At 73.1% G+C, this 21,850-nt stretch carries 17 protein-coding genes; 9 read left to right on the top strand and 8 right to left on the bottom strand.

The window, feature by feature from the left end; translation table 11 throughout:
* Nucleotides 1-176: 176 nt before the first annotated feature.
* Nucleotides 177-758, bottom strand: coding sequence for a DUF6368 family protein (locus OG403_RS33515; protein ID WP_329571115.1), 582 nt, complete (start codon nucleotides 756-758; stop codon nucleotides 177-179).
* Nucleotides 759-1,684: 926 nt separating this feature from the next.
* The gene (locus OG403_RS33520; protein ID WP_329571117.1) at nucleotides 1,685-2,140 is read right to left on the bottom strand and encodes a hypothetical protein; all 456 of its coding nucleotides are present in this window, start codon (nucleotides 2,138-2,140) and stop codon (nucleotides 1,685-1,687) included.
* A gap of 343 nt (nucleotides 2,141-2,483) precedes the next feature.
* Between OG403_RS33520 and OG403_RS33525 the strand changes: the two genes are divergently transcribed.
* The 7 genes from OG403_RS33525 to OG403_RS33555 all read left to right on the top strand — a co-directional run bounded on the left by OG403_RS33525 (nucleotide 2,484) and on the right by OG403_RS33555 (nucleotide 14,107).
* On the top strand, nucleotides 2,484-4,259 hold the full coding sequence (locus tag OG403_RS33525; RefSeq protein WP_329571118.1) for an acyclic terpene utilization AtuA family protein: 1,776 nt from the start codon (nucleotides 2,484-2,486) through the stop codon (nucleotides 4,257-4,259).
* The gene (locus tag OG403_RS33530; RefSeq protein ID WP_329571120.1) at nucleotides 4,256-5,854 is read left to right on the top strand and encodes an acyl-CoA carboxylase subunit beta; all 1,599 of its coding nucleotides are present in this window, start codon (nucleotides 4,256-4,258) and stop codon (nucleotides 5,852-5,854) included. The genes OG403_RS33525 and OG403_RS33530 overlap by 4 nt, the downstream gene beginning before the upstream one ends.
* A gap of 11 nt (nucleotides 5,855-5,865) precedes the next feature.
* On the top strand, nucleotides 5,866-7,863 hold the full coding sequence (locus OG403_RS33535; protein ID WP_329571122.1) for an acetyl/propionyl/methylcrotonyl-CoA carboxylase subunit alpha: 1,998 nt from the start codon (nucleotides 5,866-5,868) through the stop codon (nucleotides 7,861-7,863).
* A gap of 16 nt (nucleotides 7,864-7,879) precedes the next feature.
* Nucleotides 7,880-9,061 (top strand): acyl-CoA dehydrogenase family protein, encoded by a 1,182-nt coding sequence (locus OG403_RS33540; protein WP_329571124.1) that lies wholly within the window; start codon nucleotides 7,880-7,882, stop codon nucleotides 9,059-9,061.
* 115 nt (nucleotides 9,062-9,176) lie between these two features.
* Nucleotides 9,177-10,808, top strand: a complete 1,632-nt coding sequence (locus OG403_RS33545) for an AMP-binding protein (protein WP_329571126.1) — start codon at nucleotides 9,177-9,179, stop codon at nucleotides 10,806-10,808.
* Between the two features lie 108 nt (nucleotides 10,809-10,916).
* Entirely contained in the window at nucleotides 10,917-11,546 is a 630-nt protein-coding gene (locus OG403_RS33550; protein WP_329571128.1) for a TetR/AcrR family transcriptional regulator, read from the top strand.
* Nucleotides 11,547-11,608: 62 nt separating this feature from the next.
* Entirely contained in the window at nucleotides 11,609-14,107 is a 2,499-nt protein-coding gene (locus OG403_RS33555) for a SpoIIE family protein phosphatase (RefSeq protein WP_329571130.1), read from the top strand.
* Nucleotides 14,108-14,140: 33 nt separating this feature from the next.
* Here OG403_RS33555 and OG403_RS33560 read toward each other — a convergent pair whose 3' ends face one another.
* The 4 genes from OG403_RS33560 to OG403_RS33575 all read right to left on the bottom strand — a co-directional run bounded on the left by OG403_RS33560 (nucleotide 14,141) and on the right by OG403_RS33575 (nucleotide 17,661).
* Complete coding sequence (locus OG403_RS33560; protein ID WP_442911024.1) at nucleotides 14,141-15,679, bottom strand: MFS transporter; 1,539 nt, start codon at nucleotides 15,677-15,679, stop codon at nucleotides 14,141-14,143.
* Nucleotides 15,676-16,227, bottom strand: coding sequence for a TetR/AcrR family transcriptional regulator (locus tag OG403_RS33565; protein ID WP_329571132.1), 552 nt, complete (start codon nucleotides 16,225-16,227; stop codon nucleotides 15,676-15,678). Before OG403_RS33565 ends, OG403_RS33560 begins: the two co-directional genes overlap by 4 nt.
* A gap of 172 nt (nucleotides 16,228-16,399) precedes the next feature.
* Nucleotides 16,400-16,795 (bottom strand): cell division protein SepF, encoded by a 396-nt coding sequence (locus tag OG403_RS33570; protein ID WP_329571134.1) that lies wholly within the window; start codon nucleotides 16,793-16,795, stop codon nucleotides 16,400-16,402.
* Between the two features lie 344 nt (nucleotides 16,796-17,139).
* The gene (locus OG403_RS33575) at nucleotides 17,140-17,661 is read right to left on the bottom strand and encodes a DinB family protein (RefSeq protein WP_329571135.1); all 522 of its coding nucleotides are present in this window, start codon (nucleotides 17,659-17,661) and stop codon (nucleotides 17,140-17,142) included.
* Nucleotides 17,662-17,759: 98 nt separating this feature from the next.
* Between OG403_RS33575 and OG403_RS33580 the strand changes: the two genes are divergently transcribed.
* Nucleotides 17,760-18,494, top strand: coding sequence for an SDR family oxidoreductase (locus tag OG403_RS33580; protein WP_329571137.1), 735 nt, complete (start codon nucleotides 17,760-17,762; stop codon nucleotides 18,492-18,494).
* Between the two features lie 10 nt (nucleotides 18,495-18,504).
* Here the strand turns inward: OG403_RS33580 and OG403_RS33585 are convergent, their stop codons facing one another.
* Entirely contained in the window at nucleotides 18,505-19,167 is a 663-nt protein-coding gene (locus tag OG403_RS33585) for a TVP38/TMEM64 family protein (protein WP_329571139.1), read from the bottom strand.
* Between the two features lie 25 nt (nucleotides 19,168-19,192).
* On the bottom strand, nucleotides 19,193-20,422 hold the full coding sequence (locus OG403_RS33590; RefSeq protein ID WP_329571141.1) for an MFS transporter: 1,230 nt from the start codon (nucleotides 20,420-20,422) through the stop codon (nucleotides 19,193-19,195).
* Between the two features lie 130 nt (nucleotides 20,423-20,552).
* Between OG403_RS33590 and OG403_RS33595 the strand changes: the two genes are divergently transcribed.
* Nucleotides 20,553-21,761 (top strand): ROK family transcriptional regulator, encoded by a 1,209-nt coding sequence (locus OG403_RS33595; protein WP_329571142.1) that lies wholly within the window; start codon nucleotides 20,553-20,555, stop codon nucleotides 21,759-21,761.
* The last annotated feature ends 89 nt before the right edge of the window (nucleotides 21,762-21,850 follow it).

Below are 21,850 nucleotides of genomic sequence, written 5' to 3' on the forward strand. Positions count from 1 at the left end.
GTCCGCGCACTCATGCAGCAACGACACCACCGGCGCGAGCACGGCATGCCGAGGATTCCCGAAAGAGGACGCTACCCCGGCAAGTTTCACCCAGCCGAGTGATCCACAACCGGCTGCAGTGACGGCTGGTGCTCGTTCGCAGGCACGTTGTCACCAACCCCGAAGATGCCGAAGCGCTACTTGATCAAGTGGAAATCAGGGTGTTGCAGCCATGCCTGCAGGAACTCAGCATCTCCGACGTGCCGAACCCACCGCCCTCCACCCCCGGTGTCATAGGAAACCTCTGCAACATTCCCCGGCAGCACTGACGCCAGTACCCTCGCCCGGGCCAGCACAGCCTCGTTGCCCGTGTCGTCTCCCGCGACGGGACGGCTGCTCAGGAGACCGTCGAAGTCGACCAGCGCATCGAGACGGCGAGCGAGAGCGAGCGCCAAGTGGCCGAGCAGCACGTGGTTCACCGAGCCCGAACAGCCCGCGCCGACTACCAACCCCTGCACCGGTTGACGCGAGAAGGCCGAGTAGTCCTCGTCATCGGCAGGCATCTCTTCGTCCTCTGACAGGAAGAACACGCCGACGCCAGATGGATCGAAGGCCCGCAGGCCCAGGGCCGAGCCGTCTCGTACCCAGAAATCCACGTCGCCGCCGGCCTTGGTTTCCACCGGGTCGCAAAAGGTCTCCAACCACGAGACCACGTCGGCCAGGATGTCCGCGAACCCGCATGGTTCGAAGAGCCACAATCCAACTGCCGGTCCCGACATACCGCCCCCAAAGCCTCGTGGCCGAAGTGCCACCGGACCAGGTTCTATCAGGACCCGGCGGCGGGCGTCTGATCATTTCGGGCCGTAGCCCGCCCTGGACGATAAGTCCCAAGCTGATGCGACAGTGAGCCTGCCGAGTCACGGTCAGCGGAGCCTGGACGCGAGGGCATCCCACAGGATCGGACCATCCAAAGCGCCTCTATGGCTTCGCGGCTGCCGCTGCCATCGGGTGCCGTCCATCCATGACTCCAGCCACTCAGCTAGGGTCTCGGACTCCACGAACCACGCGTCGGCGGCCCCGGCCTGCCCCGCTCCAGGGGAATAGTGCAGGACCAGCCCCTGTGGGTTGGTGCAGTCCACCGCGGCATGTCGGCCGCCTCCCCAGTGGAGAACGGGCAGCACGCCGCGCGGCCACCACGGCTGCCCACCAGATCGGGACTTGATTCTGGCTGGGTAGCCGTCGACGGCTCCGAACCCGACGTGGAAGAGAGGCGTCAGGCCATACCCCGGCCCGAATCCACCATCAGCAATCTCCCCATAGAGTCTGCGAAGCAGTGGCAGGAGTGGCAGGCCGACGATCTCCTCGGCACGCTCCAATGTCGCGGACGTGGCTGTCGGCGCGAGTACCTCGTCCGAACAGTCTGCCGCCCATGCGGCAAGGCGCTGGACCAGGTCATCCTCATAAGTGGGGCGGGGTAGCTCGGGCACGGGGGACATCCTGGCTGGCCACCGGCCCTCGGTCCAGAGGATTTCCATTCACCGGGGCCTCGGGGTGCGGGCGAGCTGCCCAAATTTCCACGCCGCCGAGGGCGAGGCGGCGGCGAACTAGGGCTCAGGGCAACGCAAACCTCCACGCCACCTCGGAACGACTGATGCTGTGACTGAGCGTTGTAGGTGGCGGGTGTGCTCGGGCTACAGGGGAACCGTCACAAACTCCAGCTGTAGAGGCTGCCGCCGGTTTGCACCGCTGACACGGCGAGCTGGGCCACTCCCCGGAGGACCGCCAGAAGGTCGTCGTCCGTCATCTCGTCTCCGTCTTCGGACCACAGCCGCGCGGTCCAGCGACCGGCGAGTTCCTCCAGCTCGGTGAGGCTCGCGCCAGCCAGCGCACGAGTCAGTCGCTTCGGCAGCGCGATCAGCTCCATCCCGTCGTTCACGGGAGGAATGACCCACTCCGGCCACGGCCGCCACGCATACAGCTGCTTGGACGACGGAGCCTTGGCCGAAGGCTCCTCGAAGTACATGTCCCATTCGGCGATGGCCGTGTCCGGCTCGATGAAGCGGCAGCTCACGGTCTCGAAGGCCGCACCGGGTCCCCCCAAGCGCGTGGTAGCCGCAGCCTCATCGTCGGAAGCCAGGAAGAACCGGATGTCGTGGGCCATCCCAGCATGATGGCAGTCGGCGAACCGGGGCGGCCAGTGACAACAATCGCGGGTGAGCGCGATCCCCGCCAAGAACAGCGCTCACCCGCCAACTGGAGCGCTCAGTCACAGATGCCGTGCCGACACGACAGTTAGCGTGCTGCTTCACAAAGTCACTCAGCGTGGCGGGAGCCTGTAGCCGCCGCCTATCGGTTCCAACCGCCACCTATCGCTTCCAGTCACAGGCAGGACTTCGCCGGCGCCCGCCAAGTTCCGTTAAAAACAAGCACGCACGATTGCTTTTTTCCTGGTCCTGACCCACCATCAGTACCGACCCCGCCAGCGCGATCGAAGAGGTCCCCGTATGCCGCGCCCCGGATCGGTACCCGACGCCACGCCCGCGCCCGCTCCGAGCGGCGAGCCGGCCACCGCTGCCCCGGCCATCGCTCCGCTCCGGATCGGCAATGCCTCCGGCTTCTACGGCGACCGGTTCGCCGCCGTGCGGGAGATGCTCACCGGTGGGCCGCTGGACGTGCTCACCGGTGACTACCTGGCCGAGCTGACCATGCTGATCCTGGCCCGCGACCGGTTGAAGGACCCGAAGCTCGGCTACGCCAAGGTGTTCCTGCGCCAGTTGGAGGAGTGCCTGGGTCTGGCGGTCGAGCGCGGGGTGCGGATCGTGGTCAACGCCGGCGGCCTCAATCCTGGGCAACTCGCCGAGCGGATATCCGAGTTGGCCGACCGGCAGGGCATCGCGCTGCGGGTGGCGCAGGTGACCGGGGACGATCTGCTCGACCGGGCCGGGGAGTTCACCCAGTCCGGTGGTCTGCTCGCGGCCAACGCCTACCTGGGCGCCTGGGGCATCGCGGAGTGCCTGCGGGAAGGGGCCGACCTGGTGGTCACCGGTCGGGTCACCGACGCCGCACTCGTCGCGGGGCCGGCGGCGGCGCACTTCGGCTGGGGGCCGCAGGACCTGGACGCACTCGCGGGTGCGGTGGTCGCCGGGCACGTGCTGGAGTGCGGGGCGCAGGCGACCGGCGGCAACTACGCCTTCTTCACCGAGCACGACGTGACCCGCCCCGGGTTCCCGCTCGCCGAACTGCACGCCGACGGCAGCAGCGTGATCACCAAGCACCCCGGCACCGGCGGCGCCGTCACGCTGGGTACGGTCACCGCCCAACTCCTGTACGAGACCGGCGGAGCGCGCTACCTCGGCCCGGATGTCACGGCCCGGCTGGACAGCGTGCGGCTCGACCAGGTGGGCCCGGACCGGGTCCGGATCAGCGGAGTGCGCGGCGAGGCGCCGCCGCCCACCCTGAAGGTCGGCCTGAACCGGATCGGCGGCTGGCGCAACGAGGTCGTCTTCGTGCTCACCGGGCTGGACATCGAGGCCAAGGCCGAACTGGTCCGCACCCAGCTGGAGCAGGCGCTCACCCCCGAGCAGCGCCCCGCCGAACTGCGCTGGACCCTGGCTCGCACCGACCGGAGCGACGCGCCCACCGAGCAGCAGGCCAGCGCCCTGCTGCAACTCACCGTGCGGGACCAGGACCAGGCCAAGGTGGGCCGGGCGGTCAGCTCGGCGGCGGTCGAACTCGCGCTGGCCGGCTACCCGGGCTTCCACCTCACCGCACCGCCCGGACCCGGCGCACCGTACGGGGTCTTCGAAGCCGTGCACCTGGACGCCAAGCTGGTCGAGCACTGGGCCGTGCTGCCCGACGGCACCCGCCGGGCGATCCCGCCGGCCGCCGCCTCCGCAACGCCCGTGGCGGTACCCGACGCAGACCTCCCCGCCCCGCTGCCCGCCGGTCCGACCCGCCGCGTGCCGCTCGGCCGGCTGGCCGGGGCCCGCAGCGGCGACAAGGGCGGCGACGCCAACCTCGGCGTCTGGGTCCGCACCGAGGACGCCTGGCGCTGGCTCGCCCACACTCTGACGGTCAGTCAACTCCGACAACTGCTACCGGAGACGGCCGATCTGCCGATCACCCGTCACGTTCTCCCCAAGCTGCGCGCCGTCAACTTCGTCATCGAAGGCCTGCTCGGCGAAGGCGTCGGCGCCCAGGTGCGGTTCGACCCGCAGGCCAAGGCCCTGGGGGAGTGGCTGCGCTCCCGTACCCTCGACATCCCGGAGGTCCTGCTGTGACCGTCCTGCCCACCCGGGTCGACCCGGGTTCGGCGGAGCACCGCGCCCACCGCGAGGCGATGCTCGGCAAACTCGACGAACTGGCCGCCGAACACGCCAAGGCGCTGGCCGGGGGCGGCCCGAAGTACGTCGAACGGCACCGCGCCCGGGGCAAGTTGCTCGCCCGCGAGCGGATCGAGCTGCTGATCGACCAGGATTCGCCGTTCCTGGAGCTCTCCCCGCTGGCCGCCTGGGGCAGCGACTACCCGGTCGGCGCCGCCCTGGTCACCGGAATCGGGACCATCGAGGGCACCGAGTGCGTGATCACCGCCAACGACCCGACCGTGCGCGGCGGGGCCAGCAACCCGTGGACGCTGCGCAAGGCGCTGCGCGCCAACGAGATCGCGCTGCTCAACCGGCTGCCGCTGGTCAACCTGGTCGAGTCGGGCGGGGCCGACCTGCCCAGCCAGAAGGAGATCTTCATCCCGGGCGGCGCACTCTTCCGCGACCTCACCCGGCTCTCTGCGGCCGGCATCCCCACCGTGGCGGTGGTCTTCGGCAACTCCACCGCCGGCGGCGCCTACGTCCCCGGCATGTCCGACCACACGGTGCTGGTCAAGGAGCGCGCCAAGGTGTTCCTCGGCGGCCCGCCGCTGGTCAAGATGGCCACCGGTGAGGAGTCCGACGACGAGTCGCTCGGCGGCGCCGAGATGCACGCCAGGGTCTCCGGGCTGGCCGACCACTTCGCCGCCGACGAGCCGGACGCGCTGCGGATCGCCCGCCGGATCGTGCACCGCCTGCACTGGCGCAAGGCCGGCCCGGACCTCGATCCCACCGCCCCGGCGCCGAAGTACGACGAGGAGGACCTGCTCGGCATCGTGCCGAGCGACCTCAAGGTCCCGTTCGACCCGCGCGAGGTGATCGCCCGGATCGTCGACGGCTCCGACTTCGACGAGTTCAAGCCGCGCTACGGCACCAGCCTGGCCACCGGCTGGGCCACCCTGCACGGCTACCCGGTCGGCATCCTGGCCAACGCGCAGGGCGTGCTGTTCAGCGCCGAGTCGCAGAAGGCCGCCCAGTTCATCCAGTTGGCCAACCAGCGCGACATCCCGCTGCTCTTCCTGCACAACACCACCGGCTACATGGTCGGCAAGGAGTACGAGCAGGGCGGCATCATCAAGCACGGCGCGCTGATGATCAACGCGGTCTCCAACAGTACCGTCCCGCACCTCTCGGTGCTGATGGGCGCCTCCTACGGGGCCGGCCACTACGGCATGTGCGGGCGGGCCTACGAGCCGCGCTTCCTCTTCGCCTGGCCGAGCGCCAAGTCCGCGGTCATGGGGCCGGCCCAACTCGCCGGCGTGCTCTCGATCGTGGCCCGCCAGTCGGCCGCCGCCAAGGGAGCGCCCTACGACGAGGAGGCGGACGCCGCGATCCGCGCCATGGTCGAGCAGCAGATCGAGGCGGAGTCGCTGCCGGCCTTCCTCTCCGGACGGCTCTACGACGACGGCGTGATCGACCCGCGCGACACCCGCACCGTGCTCGGCCTCTGCCTCTCCGCGATCCACAGCGCCCCGGTCCAAGGTGCCCGTGGCTACGGCGTCTTCCGGATGTGAGGGTCCCTCAGATGATCAACTCCCTGCTGGTCGCCAACCGTGGCGAGATCGCCCGGCGGATCTTCCGCAGCTGCCGTGAACTCGGCATCGCCACCGTGGCGGTGTACGCCGACCCGGACGCCGGGGCGCCGCACGTGCGCGAGGCCGACACCGCCGTGCGGCTGCCCGGTGCCGCGCCCGCCGACACCTACCTGCGGGCCGACCTGCTGGTCCGGGCCGCCCTGGCGGCCGGCGCGGATGCCGTGCACCCGGGCTACGGCTTCCTCTCCGAGGACCCGGCCTTCGCCCGCGCCGTGCTGGCGGCCGGCCTCACCTGGGTCGGCCCGTCGCCCGAGGCGATGGCCGCGATGGGCTCCAAGAGCGCCGCCAAGCGCCTGATGGCCGAGGCCGGCGTACCGGTGCTGGCCCCGGTCGACCCGGCCGGCGCCACGGCAGCCGACCTGCCGCTACTGGTCAAGGCGACGGCCGGCGGTGGCGGGCGGGGGATGCGGGTGATCCGTGAACTCGCCTCGATCAAAACGGAGTTGGCTGCCGCCTCGGCCGAGGCGGCAGCGGCCTTCGGGAACGGCGAGGTGTTCCTGGAGCCGTACCTGGAGAGCGGCCGGCACGTCGAGGTGCAACTGCTCGCGGACCCGCACGGCACCGTCTGGGCGCTCGGCGAGCGGGACTGCTCAGTGCAGCGCCGCCACCAGAAGGTGATCGAGGAGACCCCGGCCCCCGGCCTGGATCCCGCGCTGCGGGCCCGGCTGGCCGAGGCGGCCACGGCTGCCGCCCGGGCGATCGACTACACCGGCGCCGGTACCGCCGAGTTCCTGCTGGCGCCCGACGGCCGGTTCTTCTTCCTGGAGATGAACACCCGCCTGCAGGTCGAGCACCCGGTCACCGAGTGCGTCACCGGCCTGGACCTGGTGGCGCTGCAACTCTCCGTCGCCGAAGGCGAAGCGCTCCCCGCCGAACCCCCGGCACCGCGCGGGCACGCGATCGAGGCCCGGCTCTACGCCGAGGACCCGGCGGCCAACTGGCAACCGCAGAGCGGAATCCTGCACCGGATCGAGTTCCCACCCGGGCGGGACGGCCTGCGGATCGACTCCGGCGTCGAGAGCGGCAGCACGGTCGGGGTGCACTACGACGCCATGCTCGCCAAGGTGATCGCCTGGGCGCCGACCCGGGCCGCCGCCGCCCGCCGGCTGGCCGACGCCCTCGCCCGGGCCCGGATCCACGGCCTGACCACCAACCGCGACCTGCTGGTCCGGGTGCTGCGCCACCCGGCTTTCCTGGCCGGTGAACTCAGCACCGCCTTCCTCGCCGAGCACGCCGGTGACCTGCTGCCCGAAACCGGCGACAAGCGCGAGCTGCCGCTCGCCGCGCTGGCCGCCGCGCTGGCCGACGCCGCCACCCGTCCCGGCCCGCTGCCCTCCGGGTGGCGGAACCTGCCCTCCCAGTCCCAGGTCAAGCGCTACCAGGCCGACGATGGCGAGGAGCTGACGGTCAGTTACCGATTCGCCAGGGACGGACTGCGGGCCGAGGGCCACCCGGGCGTGCGCCTGCTGGCCGCCACCGCCGACCAGGTCACCCTGGAGCTGGACGGTCTGCGCCGCACCTTCCAGGTCGCGACCTACGGTTCCCGCATCGAAGTTGACGTACCGTCAGGATCGGTCAGCCTCACCGCGCTGCCCCGCTTCCCCGAGCCGGTCGAGCAGCGCGCGCCCGGCGCCCTGCTCGCCCCGATGCCCGGCACCGTGATCCGCCTCGCCGTCGCCGTCGGTGACCAGGTCGCGGCTGGCCGGCCGCTGCTCTGGCTGGAGGCGATGAAGATGGAGCACCAGGTCACCGCCCCGGTCGACGGCACGGTGACCGAACTGCGCGCCACCGCCGGGCAGCAGGTCGACCTGGGCACCCTGCTCGCCGTCCTCGAACCGAGCGCGCCCGAGCCGAGCGCCGCAGAACTCGACGCCACCGCACCGAACACCGCCGAACCCGTGCACCCCACCAGTCCCGAAGCCAGCTGACCCGGAGGACCTCCCCATGTCCGCATCGAGCACCCCCGAAAGCCCGCTGATCGAGACCCCCGAGCGGATCGCGCTGCGCAAGGCGGTCGGCGATCTGGGCCGCCGCTTCGGCTCGTCGTACTTCCTGGCCAAGGCCCGGGCCGGCGAGCACACCGACGAACTCTGGTCCGAGGCCGGCAAGCTGGGCTTCCTCGGCGTCAACCTCCCCGAGGAGTACGGCGGTGGCGGCGCCGGCGTCTACGAGCTGTCGATCGTGCTGGAGGAACTGGGCACCGTCGGCTGCCCGCTGCTGATGCTGGTGGTCTCCCCGGCGATCTGCGGCACCATCCTGGCCCGGTTCGGCACCGAGGAGCAGAAGCGGGCCTGGCTGCCGGCGCTGGCCGACGGCAGCCGCCGGATGGCCTTCGCGATCACCGAGCCGGACGCCGGGTCCAACTCGCACAAGCTCTCCACCGTCGCCAAGCGCGACGGCGCGGACTGGCTCCTGAACGGCCGCAAGGTCTTCATCTCCGGTATCGACGGCTCGGATGCGGTGCTGGTGGTCGGCCGCACCGCCGACTCCCGCACCGGCAAGCTGAAGCCCGCGCTGTTCATCGTGCCGCGCGAGACCCCGGGCTTCGAATACCGCCCGATCCCGATGGAACTCCTCTCGCCCGAGCGGCAGTTCCAGGTCTTCCTGGACGACGTCCGGCTGCCCGCCAACGCCTTGGTGGGCGACGAGAACGCCGGACTGCTGCAGCTGTTCGCCGGGCTCAACCCGGAGCGGATCATGACCGCCGCGTTCTCCCTCGGAGTGGCCCGCCAGGCCCTGAACACGGCGGTGGAGTACGCGAAGACCCGCACCGTCTGGGACACCCCGATCGGCGCCCACCAGGGCCTGGCCCACCCGCTGGCGCAGTGCGCCATCGAGGTCGAGTTGGCCCGGCTGATGATGCGCAAGGCCGCCCATCTCTATGACGCGGGCGACGACATGGCCGCCGGCGAGGCCGCCAACATGGCCAAGTACGCCTCCGGCGAAGCGGCCACCCGCACCGTCGACCAGGCCGTGCAGACCCTGGGCGGCAACGGTCTGACCCAGGAGTACGGGCTGGCCGCGCTGCTCGCCGCCACCCGGGTCGGCCGGGTGGCGCCGGTCAGCCGGGAGATGATCCTCAACTACGTCGCCCAGCACACCCTCGGCCTGCCGCGCTCCTACTGAGACGGCCGCCTGCGCCCTGTGATGTCGCCCCGCCGGGGCGTGGACGCCCCGGCACCCGGGTAGCACCTCCGGCACGGTCCCACCCGGCCGTGATCGTCGATCCGCAGGAGTTTCCATGGTGTTTCGCAGCGAGTACCCCGACGTCCCCGTCATCGACCGGCCGCTGCACGAGGTGGTGCTGGCCGGCGCGGCCCGGTTCGGTGACACGCCCGCCCTGGTCGACGGCGTCACCGGCGAGAGTCTGAGCTACGCCGAACTGGTCACCGTGGTCGGCCGGGTGGCCGCCGGGCTGGCCGAGGCGGGGCTGGCCAAGGGGGACGTGGTGGCGCTGCACAGCCCCAACTCCATCGCCTTCCCCGTCGCCCTTTACGCGGCGGGCAAGGCGGGCGCCGTGGTCACCACCGTCTCCTCGCTCGCCACCCCCGAGGAGCTGGCCGGCCAGCTGCGCGACAGCGGCGCGAGCTGGATCATCACCGTCTCGGCGCTGCTGCCGGTCGCGCTGGCCGCCGTGGACCTGGCCGACGGGGACTTGGCCGACGGGGACTTGGCCGACGGGGCCGGGGGCAAGGAGGTGCGCGAGATCATCCTGCTCGACCAGGGCGGTCCGGCCGACTACCGCACCCTGGCCGACCTGCGCGCCAGCACCGCTCCCGAGCCCGAGGTCGCCATCGACCCGGGCAGCGACCTCGCCGTGCTGCCCTACTCCAGCGGCACCACCGGCCTGCCCAAGGGCGTGATGCTCACCCATCGCTCGGTGGCCACCAACCTCGCCCAGGTCGAGGCGGTCGAGCCCGTCGTGCCCGGCGAGCGGCTGATAGCCGTACTGCCCTTCTTTCATATCTACGGACTTGTCATCCTGTTGCACCGCCCGCTGCAGGCCGGTGCCACCGTGGTGGTGCTGCCCCGCTTCGATCTGGAGCAGTTCCTGCGCACCATCGAGGAGCACCGGATCGAGGGCCTGGTGGTGGCCCCGCCGATCGTGCTGGCACTGGCCAAGCACCCGCTGGTCGACGCCTTCGACCTCTCCTCGATCCGCTATGTGCGCAGCGCCGCCGCCCCGCTGGACGCCGACCTCGCGGCGGCCTGCGCCGCCCGGCTCGGCCTGGCCACCGTCCAGCAGGGCTACGGGATGACCGAGCTGTCGCCCGCCACCCACGTCGTCCCGCTCGACGACCCGGCGCCCGCCCCCGGTTCGGTCGGCAAGCTGGTGGCCTCCACCGAGCTGCGGGTGCGCTCGCTGGAGGGCGACGGCGGGCGCCCCGGGGCCGGCGACGACCTCGGGGTCGGCGAGCGCGGCGAGATCGTGATCCGCGGCCCGCAGGTGATGAAGGGCTACCTCGGTCGGCCCGCCGAGACCGACACGATGATCGACGCCGACGGCTGGCTGCACACCGGCGACGTCGGCTACGTGGACGAGCGCGGCTACCTCTTCATCGTCGACCGGCTCAAGGAGCTGATCAAGTACAAGGGCTACCAGGTCGCGCCCGCCGAACTGGAGGCGCTGCTGCTGACCCACCCGCAGATCGCCGACGCCGCGGTGGTCGGCGTCACCGCCGCGGACGGCACCGAGCGGCCCAAGGCCTTCGTGGTCCGCACCCCTGGCAGCGGGCTGACCGAGACCGAGGTGATCGACTTCGTCGCCGCCCGGGTCGCGCCGTACAAGAAGGTCCGCGCGGTCGGCTTCCTGGACGCGGTGCCCAAGTCGGCCAGCGGCAAGATCCTCCGCCGCGAGCTGCGCGGTCGCTGACCTGGGCTCAGTACCCCGGTCCCCATCTGCGAAGATGCGGTGGCCGGGATCCCTGCCCCGAACCAGCCGGGCCCACCCCCCCCCACACCCCGTCCGGAGCGCACCGCGATGACCACCGCCGCCCGCACCCCGCAGCAGGACCGCAGCCGAGCCACCAGACGCCGGCTGCTGGAGGCCGCCGTCGAGTGCCTGGCCGAGCTCGGCTGGAACGGCAGCACCGTCACCGTGGTGGCCGAACGCGCCGGGGTGACCAGGGGCGCCGCCCAGCACCACTTCCCGACCCGCGAGGGCCTCTTCGCCGCGGCCGTCGAGCACGTCACCGCCGAGCGGCTGGCCGCCGTGCGGGCCGACACCGAGGAACTGCCGCCGGTGGGCCCGGCCCGCACCGAGGCCGTGGTCGACCTGATCGTCCGCCTCTACACCGGGCCGCTGTTCCGCGCCGCGCTGCACCTGTGGGTGGCCGCCGCCACCGAGCAGCCGCTGCGCGAGCGGATCGTCGCGCTGGAGAACCGGGTCGGGCGCGAGTCGCACCGGGCCGCCCTGGAGTTCCTCGGGGTGGACGAGAGCGCGCGCGGCGTGCGCGAGTCCGTCCAGGCCACCCTCGACCTGGCCCGCGGCCTGGGGCTGGCCAACCTGCTCACCGACGACGCCGCCCGCCGGGAGCGGGTGGTCCGCCAGTGGGCGCGGATGCTGCAGACGGCCCTCGACGAGGCGTCAGCTGACGGCGCACCGGAGTGACAGCGGGTCATCCGGCCCCGCGCGCGGTCGCCGCGCCGCCGATCAGCGGGCAGTCTTGAAGGGTGCACGCACCTCAGCCCGGCCCCCCGCCCGAAGGGGGCACCCCGTCCGGCGGCTCCGGCGCGGGAGCCGGCGCGGGTCGGCCCGGGATCGCCCCCGCGCGTCTGGACGGCCACCGCCTGGTTCCGCTCGCCACCGCCCTGCTGGACGCCGACGGCGTGGTCCTGCACTGGAGCGAGGACGCGGAGCGGCTGCTCGGCTGGCGCGCCGAGGAGATCCTCGGACACCTGGCCGCCCCCCTGCTGACCAGTCGCGAGCACCACGCCGAGGTGCTGGACCTGTACGAGCACATCCTGGCCGGGCGCCGCTGGTCGGGCGTCTTCCCGGTCCGGCACAAGGACGGCCACCAGGTCGAGCTGGACTTCCGCACCTACGGCATCGCCGGCCCCGGCGGGCGCCCGCTGGTCCTGGCCACCGGCTCCGACGTGCGCGCGATCCAGCAGGTGGAAGCCAACCTCGCGGTCCTGGAGGGCTTCTTCACCCAGTCGCCGATCGGCCTGGCGGTCTACGACACCGAGCTGCGCTACGTGCGACTCAACCAGGCGCTGGCCCAGATGAACGGCCTGCCGGTCGAGGAGCACCTGGGCCGGCGGCTGGACGAGGTGCTGCCCGGCATCAACACCACCGAGATCGAGGCCGTGATGCGCGGGGTGCTCGCCACCGGCGAACCGGTGCTCGACGCCCGTTCGCACGGCCGCACCCCGGGTGGGCCGGGCCACGACCGGGCCTGGTCGGCCTCCTACTTCCGGCTCGCGGACCCGGCGGGGCAGGTGCTCGGCGTCAGCTCCTCGATCATCGACGTCACCGAGCGGTTCCGGGCCGAGGCCCGCGCCGCGCGCGCCCAGGAACGGCTCACCCTGCTCGCCGAGGCCACCTCCCGGATCGGCACCACGCTCGACATGCAGCGCACCGCCGAGGAGCTGATCGCCTCGGTGGTCCCCAAGTTCGCCGACTTCGCCACCGTCGACCTGCTCGATCCGGTCCTCCAGGGCGAGGAACCCAGCCTGCTCGCCCCCGACGAGGGCGTGCTGCTGCGCGCGGTCGCCTCCGGCGAGGTCTCCGGGTCGGGGCTGGTCGGCGTGGCCGACGCGGTCGGCGAGACCACCGCCTACGACTCCAACCGGAGCTACACCAAGAGCCTGCGCAGCGGGAAGTCGAGGGTGATCGCCAAGATGGACGAACCGACGCTGCGCAAACTGGCGGCGCGCAAGGAGCGGGTCGAGCCGGGCCTGGCCGCCGGGATCCACTCCTACCTGCTGGTCCCGCTGATGGCCCGCGGCATGGTGCTCGGCGGCGCCGAGTTCGTCCGCACCCGCAACCCCGAGTCGTTCACCGAGGCGGACGTGGCGCTCGCCGAGGAGCTGGTCGCCCGCACCGCCGTCAGCATCGACAACGCCCGTCTCTACCGCCGGGAGCGGGACACCGCGCTGACCCTGCAGCGCAGCCTGCTGCCGCAGGAGATCCACCGCACCCTGGGCCTGGAGATCGCCTACCGCTACCTGCCCAGCAGCGTGGTCAGCGAGGTCGGCGGCGACTGGTTCGACGTGGTGCCGCTCTCCTGCGGGCGGGTGGCGCTGGTGGTCGGCGACGTGATGGGGCACGGCATCCGGGCAGCGGCGACGATGGGTCAGCTGCGCACCGTCGCCCGCACCCTGGCCACCCTGGACATGCCGCCCGCCCAGGTGCTCGCCCGGCTCGACGAGACCGCCACCGGCATCGGCGAGGGCCAGTTCGCCACCTGCGTCTGCGCCGTCTACGACCCGGTGGACCGCAGCTGCACGGTGGCCTGCGCCGGCCACCTGCCGCCGGTGGTGATGGCCCCGGACGGCGACGCCCGGTCGCTGGAGGTGCCGCCGGGCGTGCCGCTGGGCATCGGCGGGGTGGCGTTCGAGAGCGTCGAGTTCACCCTGCCCGAGGGCAGCATCCTGACCCTCTACACCGACGGCCTGGTGGAGCGGCGCGGCGAGGACATCGACAACGGCATCGACAAGCTCCGCACCACGCTGGCCGCCCGCGGCCGCACCCTGGAGGCGCACTGCGACGCGGTGATCTCGGCGCTGGTGCGCGGCGGCACCGAGGACGACGTGGCGATGATCATGGCCAGGGCGCTGCCGCTGCCGAGCGACCGGATCGCCACCCTGCCGCTCACCGGCGAGGGCCCGATGCCCGCGCTGGCCCGCCGCTTCACCCGCACCACGCTGGCCGCCTGGGGCCTGACCCCGCTCGCCGACTTCGCCGAGCTGCTGGTCAGCGAGCTGGTCACGAACGCCCTGGTGCACGCCCAGCAGCCCCGCCGGCTGCGGCTGTTCCGCGACCGGATGCTCACCCTGGAGGTGGCCGACGCCGGCCGCCAGGCCCCCAGGCTGCGCCCGGCCGGCTCGGAGGACGAGGGCGGGCGCGGGATGTACCTGATCAACGAGCTGGCCCAGCGCTGGGGGAGCCGGCCCACCAAGGACGGCAAGGTGGTCTGGGCCGAACTGGAACTACCGCTCGGCAGCTGAGCCGAGCGGCAGTTCCAGTCCGGCTGCGCTCTCTCACGGCCGGCGCAGCAGCCGCCAGGCCAGCCCCGCCCCGCACAGCACCAGCACCGCCGCGCACAGCGCCGCCAGGCTCATGCCCTGCACGAAGGCCGAGCGCGCCGCCTCGGCCAGCGCCTGCCCCGCCGCCCCCGGCAGCGTGCGCGCCGCTTCCACCGCCGAGCCGAGCGACTGCTGCGCCTTGGCGGCCGTCGCCCCGTCCACCCCCGGCGGGGCGCCGAGCGCGCCCGGGTAGATGGCGGCGACCACCGAGCCGAAGAGCGCGATGCCCAGCGCCGTGCCCAGCTCGTAGGCGGTCTCGGAGACGGCGGAGGCGGCCCCGGACTTCTCGGCGGGGGCGGCGGTCAGCACCAGGTCGGAGGCCAGCGTGTAGACCAGCCCCTCGGCGGCGCCGACCCCGAGGAAGACCACCGCCAGCACCAGGTACGGGGTGTCCTGGCGCAGCCAGCCCAGCATCCCGAGCGACAGCCCCAGCAGGACCATCCCGCCCACCAGCGCGCCCCGGGCGCCGGCCCGGCGGGCCAGCCTGGCGGTCAGCATCGAGGCGATGGCCGCGCCCGCGAAGGCCGGCATCTCCGCCAGCCCCGACCGCAGCGGCGAGAAGCCGCGCACCAGCTGCAGGTACTGGGAGGTGAAGAAGACCACGCCGGCCAGCCCGAAGACCGCGATCAGCGCGCCCAGCACGGCCGCGGTGAACCGGCGGTCGGCGAACAGCCGCACGTCCAGCAGCGGAGCGGGCAGCCGCAGCTGGCGGCGGACGAAGAGCCAGAGCCCGAGCACGCCCAGCACGGCGGCCAGCGGCACGTCCCAGCGGTCCACCCCGTGCGCGGCGGCCTCCTTGATCGCGTAGACCAGGGCGATCAGGCCGGTCATCGAGCAGAACACGCTGAGCAGGTCGAACCGGCCCGGGCTGGGGTTCTTCGACTCCGGCAGCAGCCAGCCGCCCAGCACCAGCAGGACCGCGATCAGCGGGAGGTTGAGCAGGAAGACCGAGCCCCACCAGAAGTGCTCCAGCAGCAGGCCGCCGACCAGTGGCCCGGCCGCCGCGCCCGCGGTGGCGGCCGCGCCCCAGATGCCGATCGCCCGGGCCCGTTCCCGGGCGTCCGGGAAGAGCGCGCGGATCAGCGACAGGGTCGAGGGCATGATGGTCGCCCCGGCGACGCCGAGCAGCGCGCGGGACGCGATCAGCCAGGCCGGGCTCGGCGCGTAGGCGGCCAGCAGCGAGGCCGCGCCGAACGCGCCGACGCCGATCAGCAGCAGCCGCTTGCGCCCGATCCGGTCGCTCAGCGCGCCCATGCTGACCAGCAGGCCGGCCAGCACGAAGGAGTAGCTGTCGCCGATCCAGAGCAGTGCGGTGGAGCTGGGGGCCAGCGTCTCGGTGATCGAGGGGATCGCCAGCACCAGCACGGTCGCGTCGATCACGACCATCGTGACGGCGAGGACCAGGACGGCCAGTCCGGCCCAGCGGCGGCGGTCGGCGGCGGGGGTGGGTGCGGCGGCGGGAGTGGTGGTCGGGGAGTGGAGGGTGGCGGTCACTGGGTGCTCCTTCGCAGGGCTCCGCCGAGGAAGAGCTCGGTCAGCGCGAACGCGCTGTCACGCGGGGCGAGTCGGCCGTCCTGCACGGCCCAGCCGACGCCGGCCAGCAGGTCGAAGAACGCCTCGCTGAGCCAGCCGGCCGGCAGCTCGATCCGGAACACCCCCTCCTGCTGCCCGCGCAGGAAGAAGGCCCGCACCCGGGCGTCCTGCTCCTCCCACAGGGCGCAGAGCTCGGGGTCGTCGAAGAGCTGGTTCTCCCCGGCCAGGAAGGCGCAGAGCGCCGCGTCGGGTACCAGCAGCTCGATCAGCCGCCGCAGCGCCGCCGCCGTGTCCCCGGTCTCGATCGCGGCGGTGTCCAGCGCGCTGTTGTAGCGGCGCAGCCCGAGCAGGCCCACCTCGCGGATCAGCGCCTCACGCCCCGGGAAGATCCGGTGCAGCGAGGCCCGGCTGATCCCGGCCGCGCGCGCGATCTCGTCCAGGTGCGCCGTCGGCTGGCGGGAGATGACGGTGACGGCTGCCTTGAGTACCGCGTCGCGATCGATGGCCATGAGATAAGAATAGCTCAGATGAGACATCAGTGTCTCAAATGAGACGCAGATGCTGCCGCAGCGGAGTCTGCCGGGGCATGAAAAACCGGTGGGCGGCCCCGCTCGGGGCCGCCCACCGGTGCGCTGCTCGCCGACCGTCCGGGCCGGCGCTGGTCGCTCGCGCTTCGCGCGGTCAGCTCTGGTTGTAGAACCCGCTGTCGTCCAGCGGCCGGTCGATCACCATGACCTCGACCTCCGGCGGCGTCAGCAGGAACACCCGCCGGGCGATCCGCTCGATCCCGCCACGGGTGCCGAAGACCAGGCCCGAGGCGAAGTCGACCATCCGCTTGGCCTCGGAGTCGTCCATCTCGGTCACGTCCATGACCACCGGGGTGCCGCACCGGATGTGCTCGCCGACCGTGCGGGCGGACTCGAAGCCGGTGGGCTTCACCGAGACGATCTTCGCCGGGTTCGGCAGCATCGGAACCGTGTCCGCGGTCGCCCACGGCTCTTCCTCGTACACCGCGGCCGGGTAGCTTCCGGACGGCATCAGCCACCCGTTGTGATGCTCGTCGCGAAGTGCTCCCATGCCGCGCCTCCCTGTCCTGTCCCCGTCTGGCTCCGGCCGTCGTGAACCGCTGCTGACGCGTCGTCCACTCGCCGGAGCTGTCCGAGTATCGCACTGATCACCGCTTCGGCGCCCGCCCTGGCGCGCCGTTCGGGTTGTGGCGTGTGCCGGTGGCACACGCCGTCCTCATCGAGAGCGGACGCCGCAGGTCGGCCCGTGGTTGCGCGGTCCGCCCGGGATCATTCCGGGGTTCCGGTCGATCAGCCGTTCGGTGCAGTTGAGTTGACGTCCGGTCATACCATGATGACGCCGGGCGGCTGCTCTCCCGTGACTCCGGCCGCCTACTCTCCCGTGACTCCGGCCATTTACTCTCCCGTGACTCCGTCAACGGCCTCACGCAACAGGTCCGCATGACCGTTGTGCCGGGCGTACTCCTCGATCAGGTGGACCTGGATCCAACGCAGCGTCACCTCCTGGCCACTGCGCCGACGCTTGGCGACGGTCTCCAACGGCAGCCCGTGCACCGCCTGCTCGGCGAGCTCGATCTGCCGGCGCCAGAGGGCGAAGTCCGCGGCGGCGTCGGCCTGGTCCACCCCGTTGAAGTCGAAGTCCGGGTCCTCGGGCGTCCCGTGGAGCGCGACGTCGTCCTCGCCGAGCAGGATCACCCGGTACCAGTAGTGCTCCACCTCGGCGAGGTGGCGGACCAGCCCGAGCAGGGTCAGCGTCGAGGGGCTCACCGAACGCCGCTTCAGCTGCTCGTCGGTCAGGCCAGCCGTCTTGACCGCCAGGGTCTTGCGATGGAAGTCCAGCCAGGCGGCGAGCATGGTGGCCTCGTCGGCGGCGTTGGGTGGGTCGATGCGCTCAGCGGTGTCGGTCACCCGCGTCATCCTGGCGCAGCCGGGGGTGGTGCCGCGAGTCGGTTTTCCCGGGGCCTACGCTCTTCGGGGCACCATCGAGCCGGACCGGAACCGCTGCGGAGGACCGTATGTCACGACCCATCACCCTGGTTACCGGCGGCAGCCGCGGGATCGGCGCCGCTGTCTGCCGGCGGCTGGCCGCCGACGGCCACGACCTCGCGATCGGCTACCGCCGGGACGCCGAAGCCGCCGAGAAGCTCGCCGAGGAGGTCCGGGCGGCGGGTGCCGAGGCGGTGGCGATCCAGCTCGACACCGCCGTCGAGGCCGACGTGGAGCGGTTCTTCGACCTGGCCGCCGAGCGGCTCGGTCCGGTCACCGGACTGGTCAACAACGCCGGCGTGACCAGCGCGCGCGGGTCGCTGGCCGAACTGCGCACCGAGGACCTGCGCCGGGTGGTGGACGTCAACCTGGTCGGCTACCTGCTCTGCGCCCGCCGCGCCGCCCGCGACTTCACCGGTGGTGCGGCGATCGTCAACGTCTCCTCGGCGGCCGCCACGCTGGGCAGCCCGGGCGAGTACGTCCACTACGCGGCCACCAAGGCCGCCACCGACGCGCTGACCATCGGCCTGGCCAAGGAGCTCGGACCGGCCGGGATCCGGGTCAACGCGGTCTCGCCCGGCACCATCGAGACCGAGATCCACCAGCTGTCCGGCGAGCCCGGCCGCCCGGCCCGGGTCGGCCCCGCCGTCCCGCTGCGCCGGGCCGGTCGCCCCGAGGAGATCGCCGGTGCCGTCGCCTGGCTGCTCTCCCCGGACGCCTCCTACACCTCGGGCGCGATCCTGCGGGTGGCCGGCGGCCAGTAGCGGCGCGCGGTCAGGCGGCCGGCACGGCGGTCGCGGCCCGTCGCCGGGTCCGCCAGGCCCCGGCCAGGCTCGCCGTGCCGAGCAGCACGATCACCGCTCCCGAGGCCAGGAACGCGGGCGAGCCCGGCGAGTTCGCCGAGGCGCCCGCGACCACGTAGGCCGCCGTGCCGGGCAGCACGCCCAGCGCGGTGCCCGCCAGATAGGGCCGCAGCCGGACGCCGGAGAGAGCCGCGCTGAGGTTCACCGCCTGGAACGGGACGCCCGGCACCAGGCGCATCAGCAGCACCGTGCGAAAGCCGTGCTCGGTCAGCCCGCGGTCCAGCGCCAGCAGCGCCCGGCCGCGCAGCAGCGGTCGCAGCGCTCGCTGACCGAGGCCGCGCCCCAGGCCGAAGGCCAGCGCGGCGCCGGCCGTGGTGCCCAGCACCGCGACCGGCACGCCCCAGCGGGTGCTGAACAGCACGCCGGCCGCGACGCTCAGCGCGGGCTTGGGCAGGAAGGCCAACGTGCCGAGCGCGAAGAGCAGGGTGAAGGCGGGCGCCCGCCAGATCCCGGGCACCGCCAGCGCCAGCTGCCGCGGATCCCAGAACAGCACCGAGACGGCGGCCGCCAGCAGGATCACCAGCAGCAGCGCCGCCCGGGCCCAGGGTGCGCGCAGGACGCCGCTCAGCTTCATGCGGGGGAGTGTAACGAGCGGCGCCTCACACCCCGGTGGGCTCCTCGGTCCGGGCGCCCGGTTCGCTGCCCGCCGCCCGCCGGCTCCCCGCCGGGCGCAGCGCGCCCGCCGTCACGGTCAGGGCGGCGGCCAGCGCGGTCACCACCGTGAACGACACCCGCAGGGAGGCGGCCTGGGCGATCGTGCCGACGATCGCGGGCGCGATCAGTCCGGAGGTGTAGGTGACGGTGGCGACGCCCGCGATGGCCTGGCTCGGGTTCGGGCCGGCCCGCCCGGCAGCCGCGAAGGCCAGCGGCACCACCACCGCGACCCCGATGCCGAGCAGCGCGAAGCCGGGGATCGCCACCGCCGGGCTGGTCGCGAGCACCACCAGCACCCCGCCGCCCGCCGCCACCGCCCCACCGGTGCGCACCGCGCGCACCGGACCGAGCCGTCGCACCGCCAGATCGCCCGCCAGTCGGGCCACCGCCATGGTGCCGGCGAAGGCCGAGTACGCCACCGCCGCGGTGCCGGCCGCCGCCCCGGTGAGGTCGCGCAGGTAGACGCTCGACCAGTCCACGCCCGCGCCCTCGGCGAAGACCGCGCAGAAGCCGACCAGGCCGATCGCCAGCGCCGAGCGCGGCGGCAGCGCGAACCGGGGCGGCGCCTGTGCCTCGGGCTCGGGTCGCACGTCCAGCAGCCCGGTGCAGACCAGCTGGCCGAGCAGGAACAGGACCCCGGCGGCGAGCGCCAGGTGCAGCCGGGCGTCCAGGTGCTGGTGGGCCGCCAGCGCGCCGAAGCCCGAGGCGAGCAGCCCGCCCAGGCTCCACATCCCGTGCAGCCCGGACATGATCGACTTGCCCATCCGGTGCTCGACCTCGACCCCCTCGGCGTTCATCGAGACGTCCGCCATCCCCGAGGTGCCGCCGTAGACCAGCAGCGCCAGGCAGAGCCAGGGCAGCCCGGGGGCCAGGGCCGGCAGCGCGAGCGAGAGGCACCAGAGCGACAGCAGTAGCCGGATCGCCGCGCGGGCGCCGAGCCGGTGGGTGATCCGTCCGGCCAGCGGCATCGCGAGCGAGGCGCCGACCGCGGGCATCACCAGGGCCAGGCCGAGCTGGCCCGGGCTCAGGTGCAGCCGTTCCTGCAGCGCCGGGATCCGGGTGGCGAAGCTGCCGGTGACCGCGCCGTGTACGGCGAAGACCAGCGCGACGCTCAGCCGGGCCCGGCCGAGTCCGCCGCGGTGTGGTGAGTGGGCGGGGTGGGCGGGTGATGGCATGTCTGGAGTCCTCCCCGTGGGTGTGCTGGGCCATGCGAGGCGATAAATTATCAGGAAGGGAACCTGATAGATAGACTCCAGCTCCTGGCCCCGACCGTCGCGGACCGCGGATCTGAAAGGATGCTCGGCCATGACCACCGCGCGCACGGCCACCCCCAGCACCGCCCGTGCGATCAACGACCGACTGGCCCTCGATCTGCTGCTCGGCCAGGGACCGCTGACCGCCACCGAGCTGCGCACCCTCACCGGCCTCTCCCGGCCCACCATCGCCGACCTGCTGGAACGCCTGCAGCGCGGCGGCCTGGTGGCCATCGTGGGGGAGCGCGGCGAACAGCGCCGCGGCCCCAACGCCCGCCTGTACGGTCTGCGCGCCGACCGCGCCCACCTGGCCGGCATCGACGTGCGCACGGTGGGTGTCACCCTCACGGTCGCCGACCTCACCGGGCGGACCCTGGCCGGTGCCGCGCTGCCGGTCGACCCCGCCGACCCCGCGGGCCCGCCGCCCGACTTCGCCGACCAGGTGCTGCGGACCCTGCTGGCCACCGCGCGCGAGGCGGGTGCGCGCGAGCTGCACACCGTCGCGGTCGGCGCCCCGGGCCTGGTCGATCCGGTCGGCGGGGCGCTGAGCACCACCTCGCGCCTGCACCACTGGCATGCCGAGCTGGTCGCCGCGCTGCGCGCCGGACTGACCGGGCAGGTACTGCTGGAGAACGAGGCCAACCTGGCGGGCATCGCCGAGCACCGGCTCGGCGCCGCCACCGACCGCGACACCTTCGTGCTGCTCTGGCTGGGGCACGGCACCGGCGCGGCGGTGGTGCTGGACGGCCGGCTGCGCCGGGGCTCCTCGGGGGGCACCGGCGAGATCGGGTTCCTGCCGGTGCCCGGCACCGGCTCGCTGCCCCACCTGAACAGCTGCGACGGCGGCTTCCACAGCCTGGCCGGCAGCCCGGCGGTCTGCGCGCTGGCCCGGGCCCACGGCCTGCCGGTCGGTGACGGCGCGGGCGGTGGACCGCCCGCCGAGGCGGCGGTGCTCGCCGCGGTCGCGGCGGGGCCGGTGGGCGAGCCGTTCCTGGACGAGCTGGCCGACCGGGTGGCGCTCGGCGCTTCGGCGGTCAGCGTGATCCTCGACCCGGGCTGCGTGGTGCTGGGCGGCGAGGTCGGCCGGGCCGGCGGCGCCGCACTGGCCGAGCGGGTGGCGGCTCGGCTCGCGAGGCTCTCCCCGCTGCGCACCGAGGTCAGGGCCGGCACGGCCGGTGGCGGCGCGGTGCTGAGCGGGGCGGTGCTGACGGCCTCGGACGCGGTGCGGCGTGATCTGTTCGGCGGACTCGACCTCGGCTGAGCCGGCGTGACGCCTGACGCCTGACGCCTGACGCCTGACGCCTGACGCCTGACCCGTGACGCGTGACGCCTGACGCCGGACCCCGTGAC

The organism is Kitasatospora sp. NBC_01266 (genome assembly GCF_036242395.1).
Lineage (GTDB): Bacteria > Actinomycetota > Actinomycetes > Streptomycetales > Streptomycetaceae > Kitasatospora.